Annotated in this window: 15 protein-coding genes and 1 pseudogene; 6 read left to right on the forward strand and 10 right to left on the reverse strand. The window is 71.1% G+C overall.

Going from position 1 to position 20,774, the window contains the following annotated elements:
- Positions 1-255, forward strand: a pseudogene (locus tag ABZ348_RS28155) (2-oxoacid:ferredoxin oxidoreductase subunit beta); the annotation flags it as partial.
- Between the two features lie 97 nt (positions 256-352).
- Here the strand turns inward: ABZ348_RS28155 and ABZ348_RS28160 are convergent.
- From ABZ348_RS28160 to ABZ348_RS28170, 3 genes are all read right to left on the reverse strand, one after another.
- Positions 353-2,749: a bifunctional serine/threonine-protein kinase/ABC transporter substrate-binding protein gene (locus ABZ348_RS28160; RefSeq protein WP_358937688.1), complete on the reverse strand. Its 2,397-nt coding sequence runs from the start codon at positions 2,747-2,749 to the stop codon at positions 353-355.
- 65 nt (positions 2,750-2,814) lie between these two features.
- Complete coding sequence (locus ABZ348_RS28165; RefSeq protein WP_358937690.1) at positions 2,815-5,007, reverse strand: bifunctional serine/threonine-protein kinase/ABC transporter substrate-binding protein; 2,193 nt, start codon at positions 5,005-5,007, stop codon at positions 2,815-2,817.
- Positions 5,004-5,822 (reverse strand): hypothetical protein, encoded by an 819-nt coding sequence (locus ABZ348_RS28170; protein WP_358937692.1) that lies wholly within the window; start codon positions 5,820-5,822, stop codon positions 5,004-5,006. Before ABZ348_RS28170 ends, ABZ348_RS28165 begins: the two co-directional genes overlap by 4 nt.
- 416 nt (positions 5,823-6,238) lie before the next feature.
- Between ABZ348_RS28170 and rarD the strand changes: the two genes are divergently transcribed.
- Positions 6,239-7,270: an EamA family transporter RarD gene (gene rarD / locus ABZ348_RS28175; RefSeq protein WP_358937694.1), complete on the forward strand. Its 1,032-nt coding sequence runs from the start codon at positions 6,239-6,241 to the stop codon at positions 7,268-7,270.
- 23 nt (positions 7,271-7,293) lie between these two features.
- On the opposite strand, the gene ABZ348_RS28180 is transcribed toward rarD, so the two are convergent.
- Both ABZ348_RS28180 and ABZ348_RS28185 read right to left on the reverse strand, forming a co-directional pair.
- Positions 7,294-7,749: a hypothetical protein gene (locus tag ABZ348_RS28180; protein ID WP_358937696.1), complete on the reverse strand. Its 456-nt coding sequence runs from the start codon at positions 7,747-7,749 to the stop codon at positions 7,294-7,296.
- A 242-nt stretch (positions 7,750-7,991) separates the two neighbouring features.
- On the reverse strand, positions 7,992-8,630 hold the full coding sequence (locus tag ABZ348_RS28185) for a CGNR zinc finger domain-containing protein (RefSeq protein ID WP_358937698.1): 639 nt from the start codon (positions 8,628-8,630) through the stop codon (positions 7,992-7,994).
- 146 nt (positions 8,631-8,776) lie between these two features.
- Between ABZ348_RS28185 and ABZ348_RS28190 the strand changes: the two genes are divergently transcribed.
- On the forward strand, positions 8,777-9,226 hold the full coding sequence (locus tag ABZ348_RS28190; RefSeq protein ID WP_358937700.1) for a VOC family protein: 450 nt from the start codon (positions 8,777-8,779) through the stop codon (positions 9,224-9,226).
- 402 nt (positions 9,227-9,628) lie between these two features.
- The gene (locus ABZ348_RS28195; protein WP_358937702.1) at positions 9,629-10,948 is read left to right on the forward strand and encodes a M28 family metallopeptidase; all 1,320 of its coding nucleotides are present in this window, start codon (positions 9,629-9,631) and stop codon (positions 10,946-10,948) included.
- Between the two features lie 186 nt (positions 10,949-11,134).
- Here the strand turns inward: ABZ348_RS28195 and ABZ348_RS28200 are convergent, their stop codons facing one another.
- The 5 genes from ABZ348_RS28200 to ABZ348_RS28220 all read right to left on the reverse strand — a co-directional run bounded on the left by ABZ348_RS28200 (position 11,135) and on the right by ABZ348_RS28220 (position 17,257).
- Entirely contained in the window at positions 11,135-12,169 is a 1,035-nt protein-coding gene (locus ABZ348_RS28200; protein WP_358937704.1) for an ABC transporter permease, read from the reverse strand.
- Positions 12,156-13,091, reverse strand: a complete 936-nt coding sequence (locus ABZ348_RS28205; RefSeq protein ID WP_358937706.1) for an ABC transporter ATP-binding protein — start codon at positions 13,089-13,091, stop codon at positions 12,156-12,158. Before ABZ348_RS28205 ends, ABZ348_RS28200 begins: the two co-directional genes overlap by 14 nt.
- A 189-nt stretch (positions 13,092-13,280) precedes the next feature.
- Positions 13,281-14,558 (reverse strand): DUF2092 domain-containing protein, encoded by a 1,278-nt coding sequence (locus tag ABZ348_RS28210; RefSeq protein WP_358937708.1) that lies wholly within the window; start codon positions 14,556-14,558, stop codon positions 13,281-13,283.
- 411 nt (positions 14,559-14,969) lie between these two features.
- Positions 14,970-15,992, reverse strand: a complete 1,023-nt coding sequence (locus ABZ348_RS28215) for a CHRD domain-containing protein (RefSeq protein ID WP_358937709.1) — start codon at positions 15,990-15,992, stop codon at positions 14,970-14,972.
- Positions 15,993-16,246: 254 nt separating this feature from the next.
- The gene (locus ABZ348_RS28220; RefSeq protein WP_358937711.1) at positions 16,247-17,257 is read right to left on the reverse strand and encodes a polyprenyl synthetase family protein; all 1,011 of its coding nucleotides are present in this window, start codon (positions 17,255-17,257) and stop codon (positions 16,247-16,249) included.
- A gap of 267 nt (positions 17,258-17,524) precedes the next feature.
- On the opposite strand from ABZ348_RS28220, the gene ABZ348_RS28225 reads away from it, so the two are divergent.
- Positions 17,525-19,435 carry a CocE/NonD family hydrolase gene (locus tag ABZ348_RS28225; RefSeq protein ID WP_358937713.1) on the forward strand — a complete coding sequence of 637 codons (1,911 nt, stop codon included), beginning with the start codon at positions 17,525-17,527 and terminating at the stop codon, positions 19,433-19,435.
- Positions 19,436-19,521: 86 nt separating this feature from the next.
- Entirely contained in the window at positions 19,522-20,754 is a 1,233-nt protein-coding gene (gene fahA / locus ABZ348_RS28230) for a fumarylacetoacetase (protein ID WP_358937715.1), read from the forward strand.
- Positions 20,755-20,774 lie beyond the last annotated feature (20 nt).

Genomic DNA, 20,774 nt, shown 5'->3' on the forward strand with positions numbered 1-20,774 from the left:
ATCACCCCCGAAAACGAACCCCACACCCTCACCCACGACGCCCACAACCCCAACCCCACCACCGCCTTCGCCCTCTCCCGCCTCGCCCACCCCGACACCCTCCACCACACACCCATCGGCGTCTTCCGCAGCACCCAACGCCCCGTCTACGACACCCTCATGAACAACCAACTCGACACCGCCACCGAACAACTCGGCAAGGGTGATCTGGGTTCGTTGCTCGCGGGCAAGGACACCTGGACCGTGGTCGGCTAGCAGACGTCGTTCGAACACGGTCGAGCGGCAGCCGGGGCGCTTCCCCATGGAGGCGCCCTCCTCAGCCCTCCCCAGCGGGCCCGGCCTCCGCCTCCCGTCAGGTGTTCGCCTTTAGCTGCTGGTACGGACCGAGGAAGCGGGCCCTTCCCCCCTCGATCCGATGGAGATAGAGCCCCACCCGGTCGCTCGTCTCGTCGAACAGCGCGGTCGACGCCCTGAACGCGATGGGTTTGGTGAGGCCGCGATGGGCGAGAGTGCGCAGCCGGCTCCTCAAGGCGCCGAGCGGCACCCGATCCGTGTTCAGTTCCGTGATCCCCCGGGCGAGGAACAGCACCGCGTCGTACGCCTCCACCGCGAAGCGCTCGACCGTGGACGTCTTCCAGCGCCGACGGTACGCGGCGGTGAACGCCTCGGCGCCCTTCAGCCGTGACGCGTCCGCGTAGGTCGTGCCGAACACCCAGCCTTCGGCTGCTTCCCCCGCCCCGGTCAGGAACTCGGGCTCCAGCACGGGCTGGACGCTTCCCCTCGGGCCGGTGAACCCCTGGTCGCGCAGGGCGCGGGCGGCAAGCACGGCGCGGGCGGGGGAGTTCCCCACGTAGATCACTCCGTCCGGCCCGGCGGCGAGGGCCGTCCGCACGACGGATGCGAAGTCAGTGCTGTCGGCGGCGATCTGGTGGAGCGTGACCTCTCCCATCGTCGACTTCACATCGCGCAGTGCCTTGCTGAGGTTCCAGGTCGCCCGGTCACCCGCACCGTCCTGGATGGCCGCCACCCTTCGGGTGCCGCGCAGTTCGAAGTATCGGTTGACCGGCACGAGCAGCATGTCGTCGACCGGGCGGAGCTCGAAGTAGCTCGGGGACTGGGCCAGCGCGAGCGATCCGGTGCCGAAGGTCACCGTGAGGAGCGGCAATCGGCGGCTGACGTACCGGGGGAGAGCCGCCTGGGCGACGGCGAGGGTCGTCAGCCCCAGGCCCGCCACCACGGAGGGGCCAGCCAGCAGTCGATCGGCCGCCGCCGCGGCCCGGGTAGGGTCACCGGCGTCGTCGACCACGGTCAGCCCCAGCTCGAAGGGCCGGTTGCCGCGGGCGTTGAACGCGTCCACGGCGAGTCGTGCACCCCGCTCCTGCGCTCGGCCATCGGCCCGCCGAGGACCGCTCAGATCGGTCTGGATCCCGATGACATGACGGGGTAGCGGCCCCTTCTGCCGACCGTTCACCCCGGTGCCGTCGCCGTCGGACGGGCGATTCGCGAGCCAGGCCGCCGCACCTGCGAGCGTGACCGCCCCGGCGGCCGATCCGAGCAGCAGGAACCGGCGGCGCGAAGGCCGCTCCGGTCGGGCCGGCACGACCACCGTGGCTTCCGGGACCGGCAGATCGAGGACGCGTGAGGAGCGCAGTGCGATCAGTGCCGGTAGACCCTCCGGCAGCCAATCCCCCGCGGCGGTACCCAGTTCCTCATCATCACCCGACTCCGCGTCATCACCCGAGTCCTCGCGGGAGCCGGTGAGCCCATCGGGCTGTACGGGGCGTTCCGCCGGGCGGTCGTCGGTCGCCGCACGGTCCGGTCCGGTGCCGGGGGCCCTGCCGAACGCTTCCCTGGGGTCACGCACCACGGCCCCGGCCCCGGCATCCCGGGGGGCGTCGGTCAGGGTGGTGTCATGGCGACCCGACCCCGCGCCCCGGTGCTCCGCTCGTCGTAGGGCCGACCTGACCTGCGCCGCCGTGGGACGCGCCGCGGGATCCTTGTTGAGGCACGCCCGCACCAGTTCCAGGAGTGCCAGGGGGATTCCGTCGAGGTCCGGTTCCTCGTGCACGGTACGGAAGACGACCGCGGCCACCGTGCCCGTGCCGAAGGGCCGGCGGCCGGTCGTGGCGTGCGCGAGTACGCATCCCAGCGAGAAGACGTCGCTGGCCGGGCCGACCTCTTCCGCGCCGGCCGACTTCGCCTGCTCCGGTGAGAGATAGCCCGGTGAGCCGATCACGGCGTCGGTGGCGGTGAGCGCGGTCGCCCCCGCCGAGCGGGCGATGCCGAAGTCGATCAGCCGGGGACCGTCCAGGGCCAGCAGCACATTGCCCGGTTTCACGTCCCGGTGGACCAGCCCGGCCCGATGTACGTCGGTGAGGGCTTCCGCCAGTCGAATTCCCAAGGCCCGGACGGTGTGTTCGGGCAGGGCGCCCTGGACGGCGATCGCCTCCGAGAGCGAGGGCCCGGGGACGAACTCGGTCGCCAACCAGGGCTCGCGCGCTTCGGCATCGGCGCCCACCACCCGGACCACCCAGCGGCCGGTGATCCTCCGGGCCGTCTCCGTCTCGCGTCGGAAGCGGGCCCGAAAGCCGGGGTCCGTCGCGTGTTCGGCGCGGATCACCTTGATCGCGGCGAGCGTGCCGCGCTCCGACCGGCCGAGGTAGACCACGCCCATCCCGCCCGCGCCGAGACGGCCGAGCAGCCGGTATCCGGCGATCGATGACGGATCACCGGTCTTCAGCGGATCCATCCGTCACCCCCTCCCCCACTCTCGTACCAAGGCTCCCAGCGTGCGGACCGGCCCGCTCCGCCGGCTCAGCCCTTCCCGGGGTCCTTCTCCGGGGCGGCCATCACATGCTTGAACCGGCCGCCCTCGACGAGGTACATCTGCGTCCTCAGGTTCTTGAGGTCGCCGCTGGCCGCATCGAACTGGTAGCTGCCCATCACCCCGTCGAACGACTTCTTCCGCAGGGCGGTGAGCAGTTGGGCGGGCTCGGGGCGACCACCGCCACGGGCGGACTGCACCGCCTCGTCGATCATCATGGAGACCGCGTCGTAGGACTCGCCCGCGTAGTACCCGGGGGCAGTGCCGTACCGCTTGCGGTAGGCGGCGGTGAACTGCTTCGCCGACGGGTGGACCAGCGGGTCGAGGACCGGCGCCGCGACGACCCACCCATCGGCGGCCTTCCCCGCCTGTCGGATGAACTCCCGGGTGAGCAGATGCGGCCCACCCACCTTGGGTCCTTCGAAGCCGGCGTCCGCGAGGGCCTGGGCGCACCGCACTGCGGAGGGCAGCAGTCCGCCGTGGACGAAGGCGTCGATGCCCGCTCCCAGCATCTCGTCGATGATCGGCCCGTAGTCGTCGACACCCGCGGGGATGACCCGGGGGTGGCAGCGATGGCCGTAGAGCGTGCGCATGGTGTGGTTGATCATGGTGATGTACTGCCAGGCGTACGAGTCGTCCGCCCGGTCCTGGAGGAGACCCGGCACCGGAGCGGTGATCTTCCCCTGGAGGAAGTAGCTCTGGAGGAGATAGGTGAGCTGTGAGCCGGCGACCGGGTGCGAGGGGCACGCGCGGATGATCGCCGGGTTCGGCGGCTCGCTCACGGTCAGCAGGTTCAGCCCGGCCGAGACGGTCATCAGGGCCATACCCGCTTCGTTGTAGGCGGGCAGCGCGGCCTGGGTGGTGTAGTCGCCGGTGGAGCCGAGGGTGGCGAGGACGTCGCGGTCCTCCGTCAGCCGTCTGCCGACCGTGACGGCGTCGGCGGTCTTCCCCGCGTCGTCGACGACCTTCACCTCCAAGGGGAAGGGCTTGTCGTCGCGGGTGTTGTACGCCTCCATCGCGAGGCGCGCACCCCGCTCCTGTTCGATGCCGGTCGCCTTCTGGGGTCCGCTGAGGTCGACCTGTACGCCGATCACATGACGGCGCTTCCGCGGTGAGGGCCCGGCCCCGGCGCCGTCCCCTTCTTCTCGGAGGGCGGCCCACAGGCCCGCGCCCCCGCCCGCGGCGAGCGCCACGGCCCCCGCGCCGAGCAGGAGTCTGCGCCGGTCGGGCGCGGCGCGGGCGGTGGGGGCCCGGGTCTCCTCGATGTCGGGCAGGGCGAGCATCCGTGCGGAGCGCTCGGCGATGGTGCGGATGACCTCGGCCGGGAGCCAGTCGGCTCCGAGGGGGGCGTCCTCGATGAGCCGCTCGGCCAGTTGCGCGGCCGTGGGCCGCTGCTCCGGCGCCTTGGCCAGACAGGCACCGAGCAGTTCTGCGAGGTCGTCTTCGATGCCGTCCAGGTCCGGTTCGTCGTGGACCGTGCGGTACAGCAGGGCGTCCACCGCGCCCGTGCCGAAGGGCAGTCGACCGGTGACCGCGTAGACCAGGAGGCAGCCGAGTGCGAAGACGTCGCTCGGTGGACCGATCGCGGCGCCGCGCGCCTCGGCCTGCTCGGGGGCGAGGAATCCGGGGGTGCCCACGACCATGTCGGTGGCGGTGAGCGCGGTGTCCCCCGTGGTGCGGGCGATACCGAAGTCGATCAGGCGCGGGCCGTCCACGGCGAGCAGGACGTTGCCCGGTTTCACATCGCGGTGGACCAGACCTGCGGCGTGGACGACGGCGAGCGCTCGGGCGACGGCCCCACCGAGCAGCCGTGCGCTGCGGGTGGGCAGCGGACCGTGTGCGGCGATGGCCTCGGCCAGGGACGGCCCGGGGACGAAGGCGGTGGCGAGCCATGGTTCGGGGGCGTCCGGGTCGGCGGCGGTGACGGGGACCGCCCAGGGGCTCGACACCTGCCGGGCGGTCTCCACCTCGCGGCGGAAACGGGCCCGGAAGTCGGGGTCTTCGGCCTCGTCGGAGTGGGTGACCTTGACCGCGGCCAGCTCGCCCGCTTCCGTACGCCCGAGGTAGACCACGCCCATGCCGCCCGCGCCGAGACGGCCGAGCAGCCGGTATCCGGCGATGGTGGAGGGGTCGGTGGGCAGCAGTCGTTGGAGGGAGCCGGACTGCTCTTCGGAAGGACTCATTCCGACCCCTCCAACTGCTTCTCCAAGCGGTTCATCATGCCCACCATGGCCTCGACCCGGCTGGTGTTGATCTCCCCGGGGGTGTAGCCCGCAGCGCCCTTGGTGACGGTGGCGACGGTGACCTGCCCCAACCGGGACTGGAACCAGCCGTACTCCTGGGGCGGGCCGTCGAAGGCGGCGTTGTGGTACTTGCCGATCTCCCCGATGGAGTCCTCACTGGTGAGGTTGTTCCCAGTGCCGTAGACCGAGCCGAGGGACATCAGATGGGTGATGCGCTCGCCGTCGCGCAGTCTCTGGTCGGGGCAGCGCAGCGCTTCTTCCAGGGTGTCCGCCATCTCCCAGTCGGCGCCTTTGACATCACGGTGGACGGTGATCGTCGCGGCGACCCGCAGCGGACCCTTGGCACCCGTTGCCGGCCGTTCGCTGTACGAGGTGAGGCTGTAGAGCACCCCGGCCGGCCGGGTGCCGCCCTGCCAGACGCAGTCGTCGTCGAGGACGGGCCAGTGGCCGGGTGCGCTCAGGAAGGGGGCGCGCTTCACAAAACCCGGGCCCCACAGGTCGGGTCCGGCGATCGCTGCCTCGGCGAGCCTCCGGGCGTCGGCCTCGGTCCTGGGTGCCTTGGCCGGGTCCGGTCGGAAGTCGAGCCGGCTCGGGCCCGGCGAGGGGTCCTGGGCCCCTGTCGGGGCGGCACCGCTCGATGCGCCGCCCCCCTTGCTCTCCGGCGGCTCCTGTGGCTGCTGGTCCGAGCATCCGGTCCACAGCAGTCCGCACGCCAGCACCCCGCAGCACGTGCGCAGGACCCTTCCGTACGCCATGGTTCCCCCCACCGCGTCCCCCCTTGTTGACAGGATCGTAGACCGGGGCAGTGACAACCACCCCGGGCCGCACGGCGGTGGTCCGCCCCCGCGGCCCGGCGCACGGCCGCAACTCGACGCGCACGGAGGCGGGTCGGGCACCGGCCGGGATGTCCTGATGTCCCGGAGCCCTCTGCCGCCTTCGACGCCCGCACGGCCCCGGCGGTTTCATCCGGCCGTTCCGGCGGGGGCACCCCCTGCCCTGCTCAAGCCACCGCCCCCACCTGCTTGCGGTCAGGGCCCCGACCCTGACCCTGACCCCGAGGAGGCTCGTGGACGTCCGAGTCCGGTCATGACCGTATGGCAATACGGGCATGACAGTTCGGGCCGGGCGCGCGTACCTTCGAACGGGTGTGGGACAGGGACCTGGAGGACGCGTGACGCAGCACGGGGAACAGCGGGCGGGACTGCTCTACGGGATGGGCGCCTACGGCATGTGGGGGCTGGTCCCGCTCTTCTGGCCGCTCCTCAAACCGGCCGGCGCGACCGAGATCCTGGCCCACCGCATGACGTGGTCGCTCGTGGTGGTCGTCATCGCGCTCCTCGTGGTGAAGCGCTGGCAGTGGATACGGGACCTGCTGCGCAGCCCCCGCAAGCTGGCCCTGATCACCGCAGCCGCGCTGGTGATCAGCATCAACTGGGGCGTCTACATCTGGGCCGTCAACGACGGCCGGGTCGTCGAATCCTCGCTCGGGTACTTCATCAACCCCCTGGTGACCATCGCCATCGGCGTCCTCCTCCTCAAGGAGCGGCTGCGGCCCGCGCAGTGGGTGGCGGTGGGCACCGGCTGTGCGGCGGTGCTGGTGCTCGCCGTGGGCTACGGCCAGGTGCCGTGGGTCTCGCTCGTCCTGGCGTTCTCCTTCGCCCTCTACGGACTGGCGAAGAAGAAGATCAACATCGGTGGTCTGGAGTCCCTCGCCGCGGAGACCGCGGTGCTCTTCCTCCCCGCCCTCGGCTATCTGCTGTGGCTCGGCGCCCGGGGCGAGTCCACCATCGGCTCCGAAGGACCGGGGCACATCGCCCTGCTCGCGTCCACCGGACTGGTCACGGCGATCCCCCTGGTGTTCTTCGGCGCGGCGGCGATCCGGGTGCCGCTGTCCACCCTGGGCCTGCTCCAGTACCTGGCCCCCGTCTTCCAGTTCCTGCTGGGGGTCGCGTACTTCAAGGAGGCCATGCCCGCCGAGCGCTGGGCGGGCTTCGCCCTGGTCTGGCTGGCGCTGACCGTTCTGACGTGGGACGCGCTGCGGACGGCCCGGCGTACGAAGGTGGCGGCGGCCCGACTGGTCGCCCGGGGGAACGCGGTGGAGCCGCTGCCGGTCACGGAACCGACCGCCGGGCCGTCAACGACCGTCGACGGCAGGACCGCAGCCCTCGGGGGTACGCGGGACGGCGGCGCACCGGCCGGGTGAGGGAGAGCCACCGCACGGACCCCTCAGCCGTACGCACCACGGCACAGCCCGGTGACGCCCGGGGCGGTGATGCCGCTCGACGCGTCGCACAACTCCTTCATCTCGCCCTCCGCCCCGGTCTTCGGTACGGCGGGCAACGCCGGGCGGGGCACGGGGCTGCCCGGACCGGCCGGAAGGGGTGGCACGCCCCGCGGAGGTAGGGCCGCGGGATCCTGGACGGTGGCGCGCCCCTTCGCAGCGGGTGGGGCCGAACCCTCCCGGGCGCGCTCCGGGCCGGCGGGGGGCGTGGCGTCCGACGTCTTCCCGTGGGCGGTCACCGGGGTCGGTCTGGACCGGCCGGGAAGGGGTGAGCGGTCACCGGCCGGGGTGACCCGGGGCGCGGTTGGCCGCTCCACGGGCTCGGGGGTGACGGACATGCACGCGGTGAGACCGACCAGCGCGACGGTGGACAGGGACAGGAGGAGGGAGCGCGACTGCATCCGCCCACTGTGGCGCGGGCTTCGCGTTCGCCGGCCCGTACACGCCCGGCCGGCGGGCGGTCTCACTCGTTCCTGTGGTTCTGCGACGCGGAACTCCGGATGCCCGATGTGGGTGACACCTGCCGGGGCCTTCACCGGGGCTGCGGGCCACCGTTTCGCACGGGCGCTCCGGTGCGTCCGCCCGTCCCGCGCCTCGTGGAACCGTACGGACGAGCGCGCCACGTGCGCCGCGATGACGGGCATCAGGCGCGGCGCCGTCCGGGTGCGTCAACCGGATGCGGTAGGGGGCGGTCGGGGAGCCGAGCCCGGTGCGCGCGGACCTTGTGCCGGTTTCCGCAGTGCTCCATCGAACACCAGCGACGCCGGCCCGGCCGGGAGGTGTCGACGAAGAGCAGTCGGCAGTTGCCTGCGCCGCACTCGCGGATGCGGTGGGCGAAGGGGCCGGTGAGGAGTTCGACGGCGTCGCGTGCGACGGCGGACAGCAGTTGTGTGCCGGTCGCGCCCGCGACCCACTCGTGCTCGCCCTGCGGGGTGAGTCGGGGTACGGGCGGCGCCTGCCCCGCGGCGTCGTTGACGGTGGCCAGATCGTCGGCGGGCAGGGCGCGGCCCTCGACCCGGGCCACCGTGATCCGGTGCAGGGCGTCCCGCAGCAGCCGGGCACGACCGACCTCGTCCGGGGTCACCACCGGATCGAGTCCGTGCGGAAGCCGGCTCTCCTCGGCCCAGCGCACCAGATCGGCCGGCCCGTACAGCACTTCGTAGTACGCGAGCGGCCCCGGACCGCCGGTGACCAGCAGCTCCAGACAGAGCGAGCCCGGATCAAAGCGGAAGGCGCTCCCTTCCCGCGTGTGCAGGGTCAGTCCTCGCACTGAATCACTCACGTAACCACCATAAGCGGTTTCATATCCGATGCACTCACCGAACCCCTCCCGCACGAGATCGCGGCGCTTGGGATCGGACCCCCATCACCGACACTCCAACTCCCATTGCTTGCAGCCCGATACCCGTAACCCCTATAACTGGTTTCATGGCACTTGACTGGAAGCTCGTGATCGACGCGTCAGATCCCATCGCCCAGGCGGACTTCTGGGCCGAGGCCCTCGGCTACGAACTGGAGGACCACAGCGTCCTCATCGCACGCCTCAGGGAACACGGACAACTCCCCCCTGACTCCACGGTCCTGGCCCACGGCCGCGACGCATGGCGGGATTACGCCGCCGTCCGGCATCCGGACGACCGCGTCGACACCGAGAACGGGGTGGGACTGGGCCGCCGACTGCTGTTCCAGCGCGTACCGGAGGGCAAGACGGTCAAGAACCGGTTGCACATGGACCTCCACCCGGGCACCGACCGCCGGGCGGAGGAGGTCGCCCGACTGGAGGCACTCGGAGCGACGGTCCTCGCCGAACAGGACCAGCCCGCCGGACGGTGGACGACCATGGCGGATCCCGAGGGGAACGAGTTCTGCGTGCAGTAGGACGCACACCGCCGCAACGCCAACTCCCCCTACGGGGCGGCCGGACGCCCCGCCCGGCCGCCCCGCAACCCGCGCACGTCGGGCCTCGTCTCCTGCCGAAACGCAGCTCAGAGCCCGATATTCGAACACAACTGACCGGTTTCCGCCCTTGACGGTATGTCGAACAGTCGCTGAACTCTCATGCACACACCGCGCCACTGAGTGCACGGACATGCGCCTCCCCACGCATTTCCGTGTCACTCCATGCCATTGATGCAACGCCCCACGCCACTGTTGCAACGACCGTTCGCGACCCATGGTTCAGCGCCGCCGCCCCACCGCCCCACAGCCGCCCTGGAACCGTCCCCCTCCAGGCGCTGGCTCGTTCCGTCCTGTCCCCGTACGGAAATCCGGAGCCCCCACATGAAGACCTCCGTTCCCAGACGCACCGCCGCGGCGGCCGTCATCGCCCTGGCCGGCCTGTTCGCCACCGCGGCCCCCGCGGCCGTCGCCGCGCCACCCACCGCCCCGAAGGCCGCACTCGCGGCCCCCGACATACCGCTGGCCAATGTGAAGGGCCACCTCACGCAGTTCCAGTCGATAGCCACCGCCAACGGCGGCAACCGCGCCCATGGTCGCCCCGGATACCGGGCCTCCATCGACTATGTGAAGGCGAAGCTGGACGCCGCCGGATACACCACCACCGTGCAGCAGTTCACCACCAGCGGTGCGATCGGCTACAACCTGATCGCCGAGTGGCCGGGCGGTGATCCCAACCAGGTGCTGATGGCCGGTGCTCATCTGGACTCGGTGGCCTCCGGAGCCGGCATCAACGACAACGGCTCGGGCTCGGCCGGCGTACTCGAAACCGCCCTCGCGGTGTCCCGCGCCGGTCTACAACCCACCAAGAAGCTGCGGTTCGGCTGGTGGGGCGCGGAAGAGCTGGGCCTGATCGGGTCGCGACACTACGTCAGCAACCTCCCCGCTGCCGAGCGCGCCAAGATCTCCGGCTATCTCAACTTCGACATGATCGGCTCCCCGAACCCGGGCTACTTCGTCTACGACGACAACGTGGCGTTGGAGAAGGTCTTCAAGGACTACTTCTCGGGCCTCGGCGTCGCCACCGAGATCGAGACCGAAGGGGACGGCCGCTCCGACCACGCGTCCTTCAAGAACGTGGGCATAGCGGTCGGCGGACTGTTCACGGGGGCGGGCCGGGTCAAGACCGCGGCCCAGGCCGCGAAGTGGGGCGGTACGTCAGGCCAGGCGTTCGACCGCTGCTACCACTCGGCGTGTGACACCACTGCCAACATCAACGACACCGCGCTGGACCGCAACAGCGACGCGATAGCCCACTCCATCTGGACCCTGGCCACCGGCCCTGTCGTCCCCCCGGGCACCACCTACGAGAACACCGCCAATGTCACGGTCCCCGACAACGGCGCGGCCGTGACCTCCTCGGTGACCGTCTCCGGCCGTACGGGCAACGCCCCCGCAGCCCTCGCGGTCGGCGTGGACATCAAGCACACCTGGCGCGGTGACCTCGTGATCGATCTGGTGGCCCCCGACGGCAGCGCCTACCGGCTCAAGAACTCCAGCAGCAACGATTCTGCGGACAACGTCATCACCACCTACACCGTCAATGCCTCCAGCGAACCGGCGAACGGAATCTGGAAACTCCGGGTCCAGGACATCGCCGCCAACGACACCGGCTTCATCGACAGTTGGAAGCTGACCTTCTAGACCGGGCACTACCCCAGGGGCACCCCACTCATATCCCCGCCGCCAGCCACCCCGCACCCCCCACAGACTGCATACGTGTGCATCCACCCATATGCACGCGTATGCAGTCATGTCCCAGGGTGGCCGGCATGAACGGGCTTGAGACCGAGCCGCAGACTGAGCCCCGCCCACGTCCGTCGGCGCGGCTCAGCTGTTGACGTCCTTCGTGGTGAAGCGCGCCCAGGCCGCCGAACCGAACACCCCGACGTACAGCGCCTGGAGACCGAGGTTCTGCTGTACCTCGTCCCAGTACAGCGGCTCGCGCATCAGATCCGAGAACGACATCCAGTGGTGCGGGAACAGATACGGGTGCACTGCGTCCAACTGCGGGATCGTGTCCAGGATCTGCACCGTGATCAGCAGTCCGACCGTCGTCGCCATGGCCGCGATACCGCTGCCGGCCAAGGTGGAGACGAACAGTCCGATGGCCGCGATGCCCGCCAGTGAAGCGGCGACGACACCCGCGACCAGCACCGCCCGCAGCAGTCCTTCGCCGAAGGAGATCGTCGTACCGGAGATGGTGGTGACCTCGCCGAGCGGAAACAGCAGCGCCCCCACGGCGAGCGCCGATGCTGCCACGACCAGGGTCGCGATCAGACAGAAGACCAGGACGGACGCGTACTTGGCGAGCAGCAGGCGGGTACGCCCCGCCGGAGCCACCAAGAGGTAGCGCAGGGTGCCTGCGCTCGCCTCGCCCGCGATCGCATCGCCCGCCACCACGCCGACCGCCATCGGCAGGAAGACCGGGAGGGTCGCGGCGAGTGCGGCGAAGACCAGGAACAGCCCGTTGTTGGTGATCTGGGTGATGAAGGCGGGTCCCCCGCCTCCCTGGCTCTCCACCGACCCTCCGCCACCGCCCGTCTCCACCCACACGGCGATGCCGATCAGTACGGGTACGGCCGCCAGCACCCCGAGCAGCGCGAGGGTGCGCCAGCGCCGGAGGGTGGTCAGCAACTCGGAGCGGAAGATCCCGAGGGTCCAGAGCGCCCGGCTCGCACCGCGGTCACCGGTCTGCACCGGCCCCGCCGCACGGGCGGCCGTGGGAGCGTCCCGCAGCGGTTCGGCCCCGGCTCCGGGGTCCTGCACCGCCCGTCCGGTGTCCGCCCGTCTGGTGTCCGTGTGCCCGGTGTCCGTGTGCCCGGTGTCCGTGTGCCCGGTGTCCGTGTGCTCAGCCCGCGACATCGAAGCCCTCCCCCGTCAGTGCCACGAACGCGTCTTCGAGCGAGGCCCGCTCGACACCGAACCCCCGTACCCGCACTCCGCCGTGGACGAGTGCGGCGGTCAGGTCGGACAGTTCACCGTCGTCGGGGGGATCGCCGGTCACCCGGTCCTCTTCGACGTCGACCCCCGTGATGCCCAGTTCCTTGAGGATCCGGGCGGCGTCGACCGGATCCGGAGTGGTGACGGCGAGCCTGCCGCGCGCCCCGGCGGCGAGTTCCGCGACCGACCCCTGGGTGAGCAGCCGCCCCTGCGCCATCACCGCCGCGTGGGTGCACACCTGCTCGATCTCGTCGAGGAGGTGGGAGGAGAGGAAGACGGTGGTCCCGTCCGCCGCCAGTGCGCGCACCAGCGAGCGGATCTCCCGCATGCCCTGGGGGTCGAGACCGTTCGTGGGCTCGTCGAGGACCAGGAGCCTGCGGGGTTGGAGCAGGGCCGCGGCGAGCCCGAGGCGCTGCTTCATACCCAGTGAGTACGCCTTGGCCTTCTTGCCCGCGGCCGGGGTCAGCCCGACACGGTCGAGGGCTGCGGCCACCCGCGCCCCACGGGTACGGGGATCGGCGGTGGGGTCGGCGGAGTCGTAGCGCACCAGATTGTCCCGGCCGCTCAGGAAGCCGTACAGCGCGGGCCCTTCGATCAGCGCACCGACATGGGGGAGCACGGACCGTACGGCCTTCGGCATGGGCCCGCCCAGGACGTGGGCGCTGCCCGCGGTCGGTTCGATCAGCCCCATCAGCATCCGGATGGTGGTGGTCTTGCCGGACCCGTTGGGCCCGAGGAAGCCGAAGACGCTGCCCTCGGGGACGGTGAGGTCGAGCCGGTCGACGGCGAGTTGACCGCCGCGATAGCGCTTGGTGAGACCTTGCGTCTCGATCACGGCTGTCATCCGGCTCCTCGTTCCGCTCGTTCAGCCCTCCGCCCCACCGTACGGGGGTACGGCGGGGCGGAGGGTTCGGGTTGCCCGGTGGTTCGGTGTCGAGCCGGTGGTCGACGTCCTACGGCACCGCTCCGGGCGATGGCCGTGGGAGATCGAGCTTCCCGTGTGGTGGGTCCCGGCTCGGTTGGACGGTCGGGGTTACTTGTCGGCGTTGGCCGCCTTCACCAGGGCGTCCTTGGTGACCGCGCCGACGTAGACCTCACCGTCGTCGGTGATCAGCGCATTGACCAGCCGGGTCTTGAAGATCGTGCCCTTGCCGAAGTCTCCGCTGACCTCGTCGCCGAGGGCGTTCAGGAAGTCCGTTGCCGCGGCCGGCACGTCCTCGCCCTCGGGCGCGGTGAAGCCCTCGCCGCCGGGGGTCTTGGCCTTCGCGATGGCCGTCCAGCCCTCGCCGATGACGTCGAAGCCCTCGGCCCCGCCGGCGCCCGGAAGGAAGTCCAGGCCCGTCCCCTGCGGCAGCCCCTGAGGAGCGCCCTCGGGCGGTGCGCCGTCCGCGTGCTTCTCCAGCTCGTCCGCTTCGGTGATCTTCGCGCCCTTCGGCGGAGTGAAGTCGAAGGTGGAAGCGGCCGGCTTGCCGAAGTCGACCTTGGTGAAGCCGACGTCGAAGATGGCCTTGCCACCGGCGTTGGAGTTGAGGGTGAACTTCAGCGGGGTGCCGGTCTTGGCATCGACGGCGACCTTGACCGAGCCGATCGTGGAACCGCTCTGCTTGGGCTTGATGACCAACTGGTAGGCATCGCGTCCCGCGACCTGTGCGGTGCCGTCGACGGTCACCGAGGTGGTGGTGCCCGCGGCCTTCAACGCCTCTTCGGCGAAGTCCTTGGGGGTGGTGGGCAGTTCCCCGGCCGGTCCGTCGTCCTTCGCTGAGCCGTCCGGGCCGCCCTTCTTCCCCTGGGTCTCCTTGGCGTGGAAGACCTCGTTCGACGCGCTGTCATAGGCCCAGACCTCGCCCGCGTTGTGGATCAGGCTGTACTCGGAGCTCTTCTCCAGGATGGAGACCTTCTGGCGGTCGGGTCCGTCGATGGCGACGCGCAGCGTGTGCGATCCGGTCGCCAGTTCCATCAGCTTGCCGTCGGGCGAGGCGGAGGAGCCCGCTCCTTCCCCGGCCCCTTCGCCGACCTCGGACGCCAGCCCTTCGGCGAGGGCACTGATCGCGGGAAGACCGAGGTCTGTCTGCGTCTTCACCATGCCGGAGAGCTGCTGGGTGTCCGATGCGGCGATCTTCTCGATCAGTTCCTGTGCGCTGATCTTCGGTAGATCCGGGTCACCGGAGGCGGCGAGTGCCGGGACGAGCCCGATGGTCGCCGCCGCCACTCCGGCCACCGCGACCGGGACGAAGTAGCGCGCCGCCCTCCGGCGCCCCGCGCTGAAGCCCTTCGCCTCGTCGGTGCTCTGTGCGCTGTCGTTCGGTGCCATGGTGTGCCCTACCTCCGTGGTCGGTCAGAAGCGGTCCCGCTCAGCAACCGGGCGCCGATCGATGCCGACCTTCGCCGTTCCGTGGCGCCCTCTCGGGCCCTGTCGTCGCCCGGCTGCCGTCCCGCTCTGCGTCCGGCTGCTGTTCCCGCTGTCGTCTCGCTCTGCTGTGGTGTTACCCATCTGACCAAATCCATGGGTCTCAAGGCGTCAGTCCCCGGGTGCAAGTCCGCGTACTGCTGAGGGATGACGAACGGGTCCGGCGCCTCCCCCATCCAGTAGGGGTAGGCGCCGGACTGTCGGTCGTCGTACCTTGCTCCGCCGGGTACGGGCCACTCCCGTACGAGGACGTCACCAGCTCCGTACATCACCGCTGGTCGCCGTCCGGTGCAGCCCAGTGCTGTTCGGTGCTGTCTAGCGCTGGATGAAGACGTAGTCCGCGGCGTACGGAACCCCGATGACCGCACCGCGGACGCAGTTCCCCGCCGGCGCCACCCCACCCACCGTGTTCAACCGCAGGATCTCCTGGGTCCGGGCGAGCAGCCCCTTCTTCGCGCCGTACTGGTCGGCTTTGAGGTCGAGTTCGGGGATGTTCCCCTCACCGTGGGGCGTACGGCTGATGAGGGTGCCCGTGACCGCACTGCGATCGGGTGCGGTCCACCGCGGTGTGCCCGAGCCGGGAGCGACGAAGGAATGGGCGATCGGCCCCTGGAGCGCGGCGCGGACGTCGTACTGGGCGAACGCGTGCGCTCCGTCCGTCCCCTGTTGGCACCGGTAGATCTGGCGCCCCCGGATGACGGACGCCTGAAGATTCACCAGAGCCTTGTCGAACGGGAACACCGTGGTCACCTTGTGGAACTGGGCCCGCACCGCGCCGCCGGGGAAGCGGGCGGTGTGCAGCTGTGCGTAGAAGCCGTTGGGGTCGGTGCGCAATGCGTCGAGGAGCGACCTGTCCTTCACCGTGACGGTCCCGGTCACCGCGCCCGCCCAGCCCTTGGCGGGCCGGGTGTTGCGGGCCAGCAAGGGGGTGAAGTCGATCTTCAGTGCGCCGTTGGTGCCCCTGACACCCTGGTGGACGTGGAGGGCGGTCGGCTTGTCCGTACCGCGGAACTTCACCGCGACGGAGACCCGGTGCCCGTCCACCTTCACCAGTTGTAGCGCCACGCCGTCGCGGTCACCGACGGCCGGCCCCGACCGGGTGGGGACCTCGTTGGCGCCGTTCATGCTGGCCACGAACAGGGCCGCGCCCGGGGACCCGCCGTCCGCTCCGCTCCCGCCGCGGACGGGCAGGTCGGCAGCGCCCCCGCGGCCCGCATGGGCGGCGCCGCCCGTGTCCTGTGCGCCGTCGGCCGCGTACGCCGGCAGGACCGAAAGCCCTAATCCGGCCGCTGCCATGACTGCGGTGGTACCGATCACGAGGTGCTGGGTGCACTTCATCAGGAGATCTCCCCCTACTGAGCCTGACGCCCCATGCGTTGGCCTCTGCGCAGCAGTACGGATCGGATCTCACGTCGGACTCAATCCACGACGGCATGACCCGGGTCACACTCCGTCGAGCCCCGCGCACACTCCTGAGGGCGGTGCTCCGGTCCAGCTCACACGGTCACAGCCGGCCGGGACGCCGTCGTCCAGCCGTCCGGTTTCACCCCAACGAGACCACCCGCGGGCCGGCATGATCCACCGATGGGCCCTCAGCCCGCCCGGTGCACCACCGCATCGCAGAGTTCCTCCAACGCGGACTTCGCATAGCACTCCGGCAGCGGCGCGAGGGCCGTCCGCGCCTCCTGTGCATAGCGCACGGTGTCCCGACGCGCCTGCTCCAGCGCCGGGTGCAGGCGCAGCCGCCGCAGCGCCTCGCCGTGCCGCGCCTCGTCGGTCAGATCGCCGTCGAGGAGCTCGACCAGCTCCACGTCTTCCGGCAGGCCCTGGGCCTGCGCCCGCGCCCTCAGATGGAGCACCGGCAGCGTGGGAATGCCCTCGCGCAGATCCGTACCGGGCGTCTTGCCCGACTCGTGGGAGTCGCTGGCGATGTCGAGTACGTCGTCGGCGAGTTGGAAGGCGACCCCGAGCCGCTCGCCGTACTGGGTGAGGATGTCCACGACCCGCTCGTCCGCCCCGGACATCATCGCGCCGAACCGGCCCGACACGGCGATCAGCGAGCCGGTCTTGCCGCCGATCACATCGAGATAGTGGTCCACCGGATCCCGGCCGTCCCGCGGGCCTGCGGTCTCCAGGATCTGGCCGGTGACCAGCCGCTCGAACGCTTCGGCCTGGATGCGCACGGCCTCCGGACCGAGATCGGCCAGGATGTGGGAGGCCCGGGCGAACAGGAAGTCACCCGTGAGGACCGCCACCGAGTTGCCCCAGCGGGCGTTGGCGCTGGCCACACCGCGCCGCACTTCGGCCTCGTCCATCACGTCGTCGTGGTACAGCGTCGCCAGATGAGTGAGCTCCACGACCACCGCTGAGGGCACCACACCGGGGGCGTGGGGATCGCCGAACTGTGCCGCCAGCATCACCAGGAGTGGCCTGAAGCGCTTGCCTCCCGCCCGCACGAGATGCTGCGCGGCATCCGTGATGAAGGGCACCTCGCTCTTGGTGGCATCGAGCAGACCCGCCTCGACGGCCGACAGTCCCGTCTGGACATCGGCCTCAAGAGCCTGGTCCCGCACGCTCAGCCCGAACGGCCCGACGACGGTCACGAGGGGGTCTCCTGTCTGCTGATCATCACACGGATTGTCGATCTGTCGTTGGATTCACTCAAGTCAGCGTATCCGGTCGCGTTTCGATCACCATGAGCGCCTTCCCGCCACCGACGGTATGTTCGTGATCAGAACATACGACCAGGGATGGGCTCGCTCGGTGTGATCGGCGAAGGACGGCGACCGGACCAAGGGCAGGACCGGAAACCGACCCCACCGGACGGCGAACGGGCTGCACCCGCGCCGCCCAGCGCACCGAGGCCAGCCATGCGCCATCGCCGTCGATTCCCCTATGAAACCAGCCACGAGGACGTGTGGATTCCGCTGGCTGCCCGTGGCACCCGCGAGAGCTCGATGCTGTACGCACGGGTCTGGCGGCCCCTCACTCCCGAGCCTGTCCCCGCACTCCTGGAGTACGCACCCGACCGGCTCGGCGACTCAACGGCGGCACGGGATGCCCAACGTCACCCCTGGTACGCGGGGCAGGGCTACGCGTCGGTCCGCGTCGACGCGCGGGGGCACGGCAGCAGCCAGGGAGCCCCGGACGCCTCGGCAGCGCTGCCCGACGGTCTGGCGGTGATCGCCTGGCTGGTGGCACAGCCCTGGTGCACCGGCCGGATCGGCGCCTTCGGGCTGGGCGCCGGTGCGGGTTGGGCGCTGCGACTGGCGGCCCTGGCCCCGGAGCCCCTGGGCGCGGTCGTGGCGGTCGGCGCCCCGAAGGAACGGCGTCCCGCCCCTGCCACCGAGCCCGCGGACGTACTCCTCTCCCGCTCCGCCGACCTCCTCTCGGCCCGCTGTCTGCCCCCCGACCCCCGTCACACCGGCGCCTCCTGGCGTGCCCTGTGGCTGAACCGGCTGGCGGCCGTCACACCGCCGTCCCCCGACGAGCCGCTGCCCGCCGATGGACTCCCCGTAGCCGGCCCGCCCCCGCCGGTGCTCGTCGTCAGCGGCTGGCGCGCACCGGACCACGACGATGTCCTCAGTCGGGTGGCGCGTGCGACGCCCAGTGATCGTTTCCATGGCCTGATCGGACCCTGGTCCGGCGCCCACTACCCCGACCACGGCCGGCCCGGGCCGGCGATCGGGTTCCTCCAGGAGACCCTCCGCTGGTTCGACCGCCATCTGCGGAGTCCCGGCCCCGACCCGGCGGACGGGGGCGATCCCCTGCTGCGCTGCTGGATCGGCGGCCACCGGGCCCACTGGGCCGCCGCCACCCGCTGGCCGCCGCCGAGCCTCACCCGGACGGCGTACGCCCTCCACGGCCTGCCCGCCGCCCTCGCCTCCCCTTCCGGTCCGGGTCTGCCCTCGCCCGCCCCGGCCGATCCGCTCGCCGACGACGCACGGGCGTTCTGCTGGGACGTCCCGGTCGGCGCCGAGCCGATGGAGATCCTCGGGCGCCCCCGCGTCACCCTGCGACTGCAACCGCAAACAGCCGGCACCCTCGTGGTGGCCCGGCTCTGGGACATCGCCCCCGACGGGCCGCCCGCGCTCATCACCTCCGGCGTGCTGGCCCTCACCGCATCCCCCGGCTCCGGCGAGCGGACGGCCGCCTTCGCGCTGGACAGCACCGGGTACGCCGTCGCTCCGGGCCATCACGTCCGACTGGCCCTGTCCCGCCCCTACTGGCCGTGGCACTCCCCACCGGACGATGCACCCTGCACCCTCCACCCCGAAGGCTCACGCCTTGAACTTCCCGTACGCGTACACCGACTTCCCGACGATCGACGCACACAGAACGAGCCCGACGAGCCCAAAGCGCCCGACGAGCAGAGCCCGTCCGAGGGGCAGGGGCCCTTCGACGCGCCCGAGCAGGCCGAGCCGCTCGGGGTCAGTTCCCCGGCGACCCTCGACCCGCCGCGCCCGAGCCACCGGATCGTTCGGGACGACCCGACCGGGCTGCGGAGCGAAACGGTCCCGCACGCCGTCGGCACCTTCCGGCACCCCGACGGTCTGGAGGTCACCACCGAAGCCCTCGACATCCGCACGGCCCGCGGCCCCGCGGCCGACGCCCACCGCACGGTCCGTCTCCACCGCCCCGACATCCCGTGGGACGTGACCGTCGAGACCCACTGCGCGCTCACCCGCGACGGAACCGGATTCCTCGTCCGGGACGAAGTGGTGTGCCGCGCCGGCGCCGAGATCGTCTTCCACAGGACCTGGCAGCGGAAGCCGCCCTGATCCGCCAGAGGATCATGCTCTGCCGTGTGGGGCACCCGTCCACGTAACGTGTGTCCCCAACACCGTGGAAAGCGAGGCAGGCCCCCATGGCACCCACCCAACAGAGCCCGCTCGACCTGGCCGAGGGCGACCCCTTCGGCCCGCACAACCTCCCGTACGGCGTCTTCACCAGCTCCGACGAACCCGATCGGCGCCGGCTCGGGGTGCGACTCGGGAACCACGTGCTCGACGTGGGAGCGGCGGCACAGGCACTCGGTTCCCCTTACGCGGCGCTGCTGGCGCAGCCGAACCTCAACCCGCTCCTGGCCGCCGGGCGGACGGCCTGGCGCGATGTGCGACGGGCCCTGACGGCGTGGGTGACCGTCCCGGCCCACCGGCCCTCGATAGAGCCGCTGTTGTACCCGCTGGACGAGGTGACCCTGCACCTGCCGTACGAGATCGCCGACTACGTCGACTTCTACGCCAGCGAGCACCACGCCACCAACGTCGGCCGGATCTTCCGCCCGGACGGCGATGCGCTCACCCCCAACTGGAAGCACCTGCCGATCGGTTATCACGGCCGCTCGGGCACGGTCGTCGTCTCCGGCACCGATGTCGTCCGCCCCCGCGGACAGCGCAAGGCGCCCACCGACCCGGCACCCGTCTTCGGCCCCACCGTGAAGCTGGACATCGAAGCGGAGGTCGGGTTCCTCGTCGGTACGCCCTCGGCGCTCGGCAGTTCGGTGGCCCTCGGCGACTTCCCCGACCACGTCTTCGGGCTCTCCCTGCTCAACGACTGGTCGGCGCGGGACATCCAGGCGTGGGAGTACGTGCCGCTCGGCCCCTTCCTCGGCAAGTCGTTCGCAACCTCGGTGTCGGCGTGGGTGACCCCGCTGGAGGCGCTGGAGGCGGCCCGCACCGACCCGCCGCCGCGTGACGTCCCCCTCCTGCCGTACCTCGACGACGCGGCCGAGGAGGACAAGGGCGGCTATGACATCCGGATCACGGTCGCCGTCAACGGCCATGTGATCGCCGAACCGCCCTTCGCCACCATGTACTGGACGGCGGCCCAGCAACTCGCCCAGATGACGGTCAACGGCGCGTCCCTGCGCACGGGGGACCTCTACGGCTCGGGAACCGTCAGCGGCCCCGAGGTCCACCAGCGCGGTTCACTGCTGGAACTCACGTGGAACGGCCGTGACCCGATGGAACTCCCCGAGGGGAAGCGGACGTTCCTGGAGGACGGCGACGTGGTGACCATGACGGCCTGGGCACCCGGGCCGGACGGGGTGCGGGTGGGACTGGGCGAGGTCACTGGCCGAATCGTGCCCACTACATAGATCTGCTCGGCGCAAAATCG

Origin of the sequence: Streptomyces sp. NPDC005963, from assembly GCF_040638655.1 — a bacterium.
Classification (GTDB): domain Bacteria; phylum Actinomycetota; class Actinomycetes; order Streptomycetales; family Streptomycetaceae; genus Streptomyces.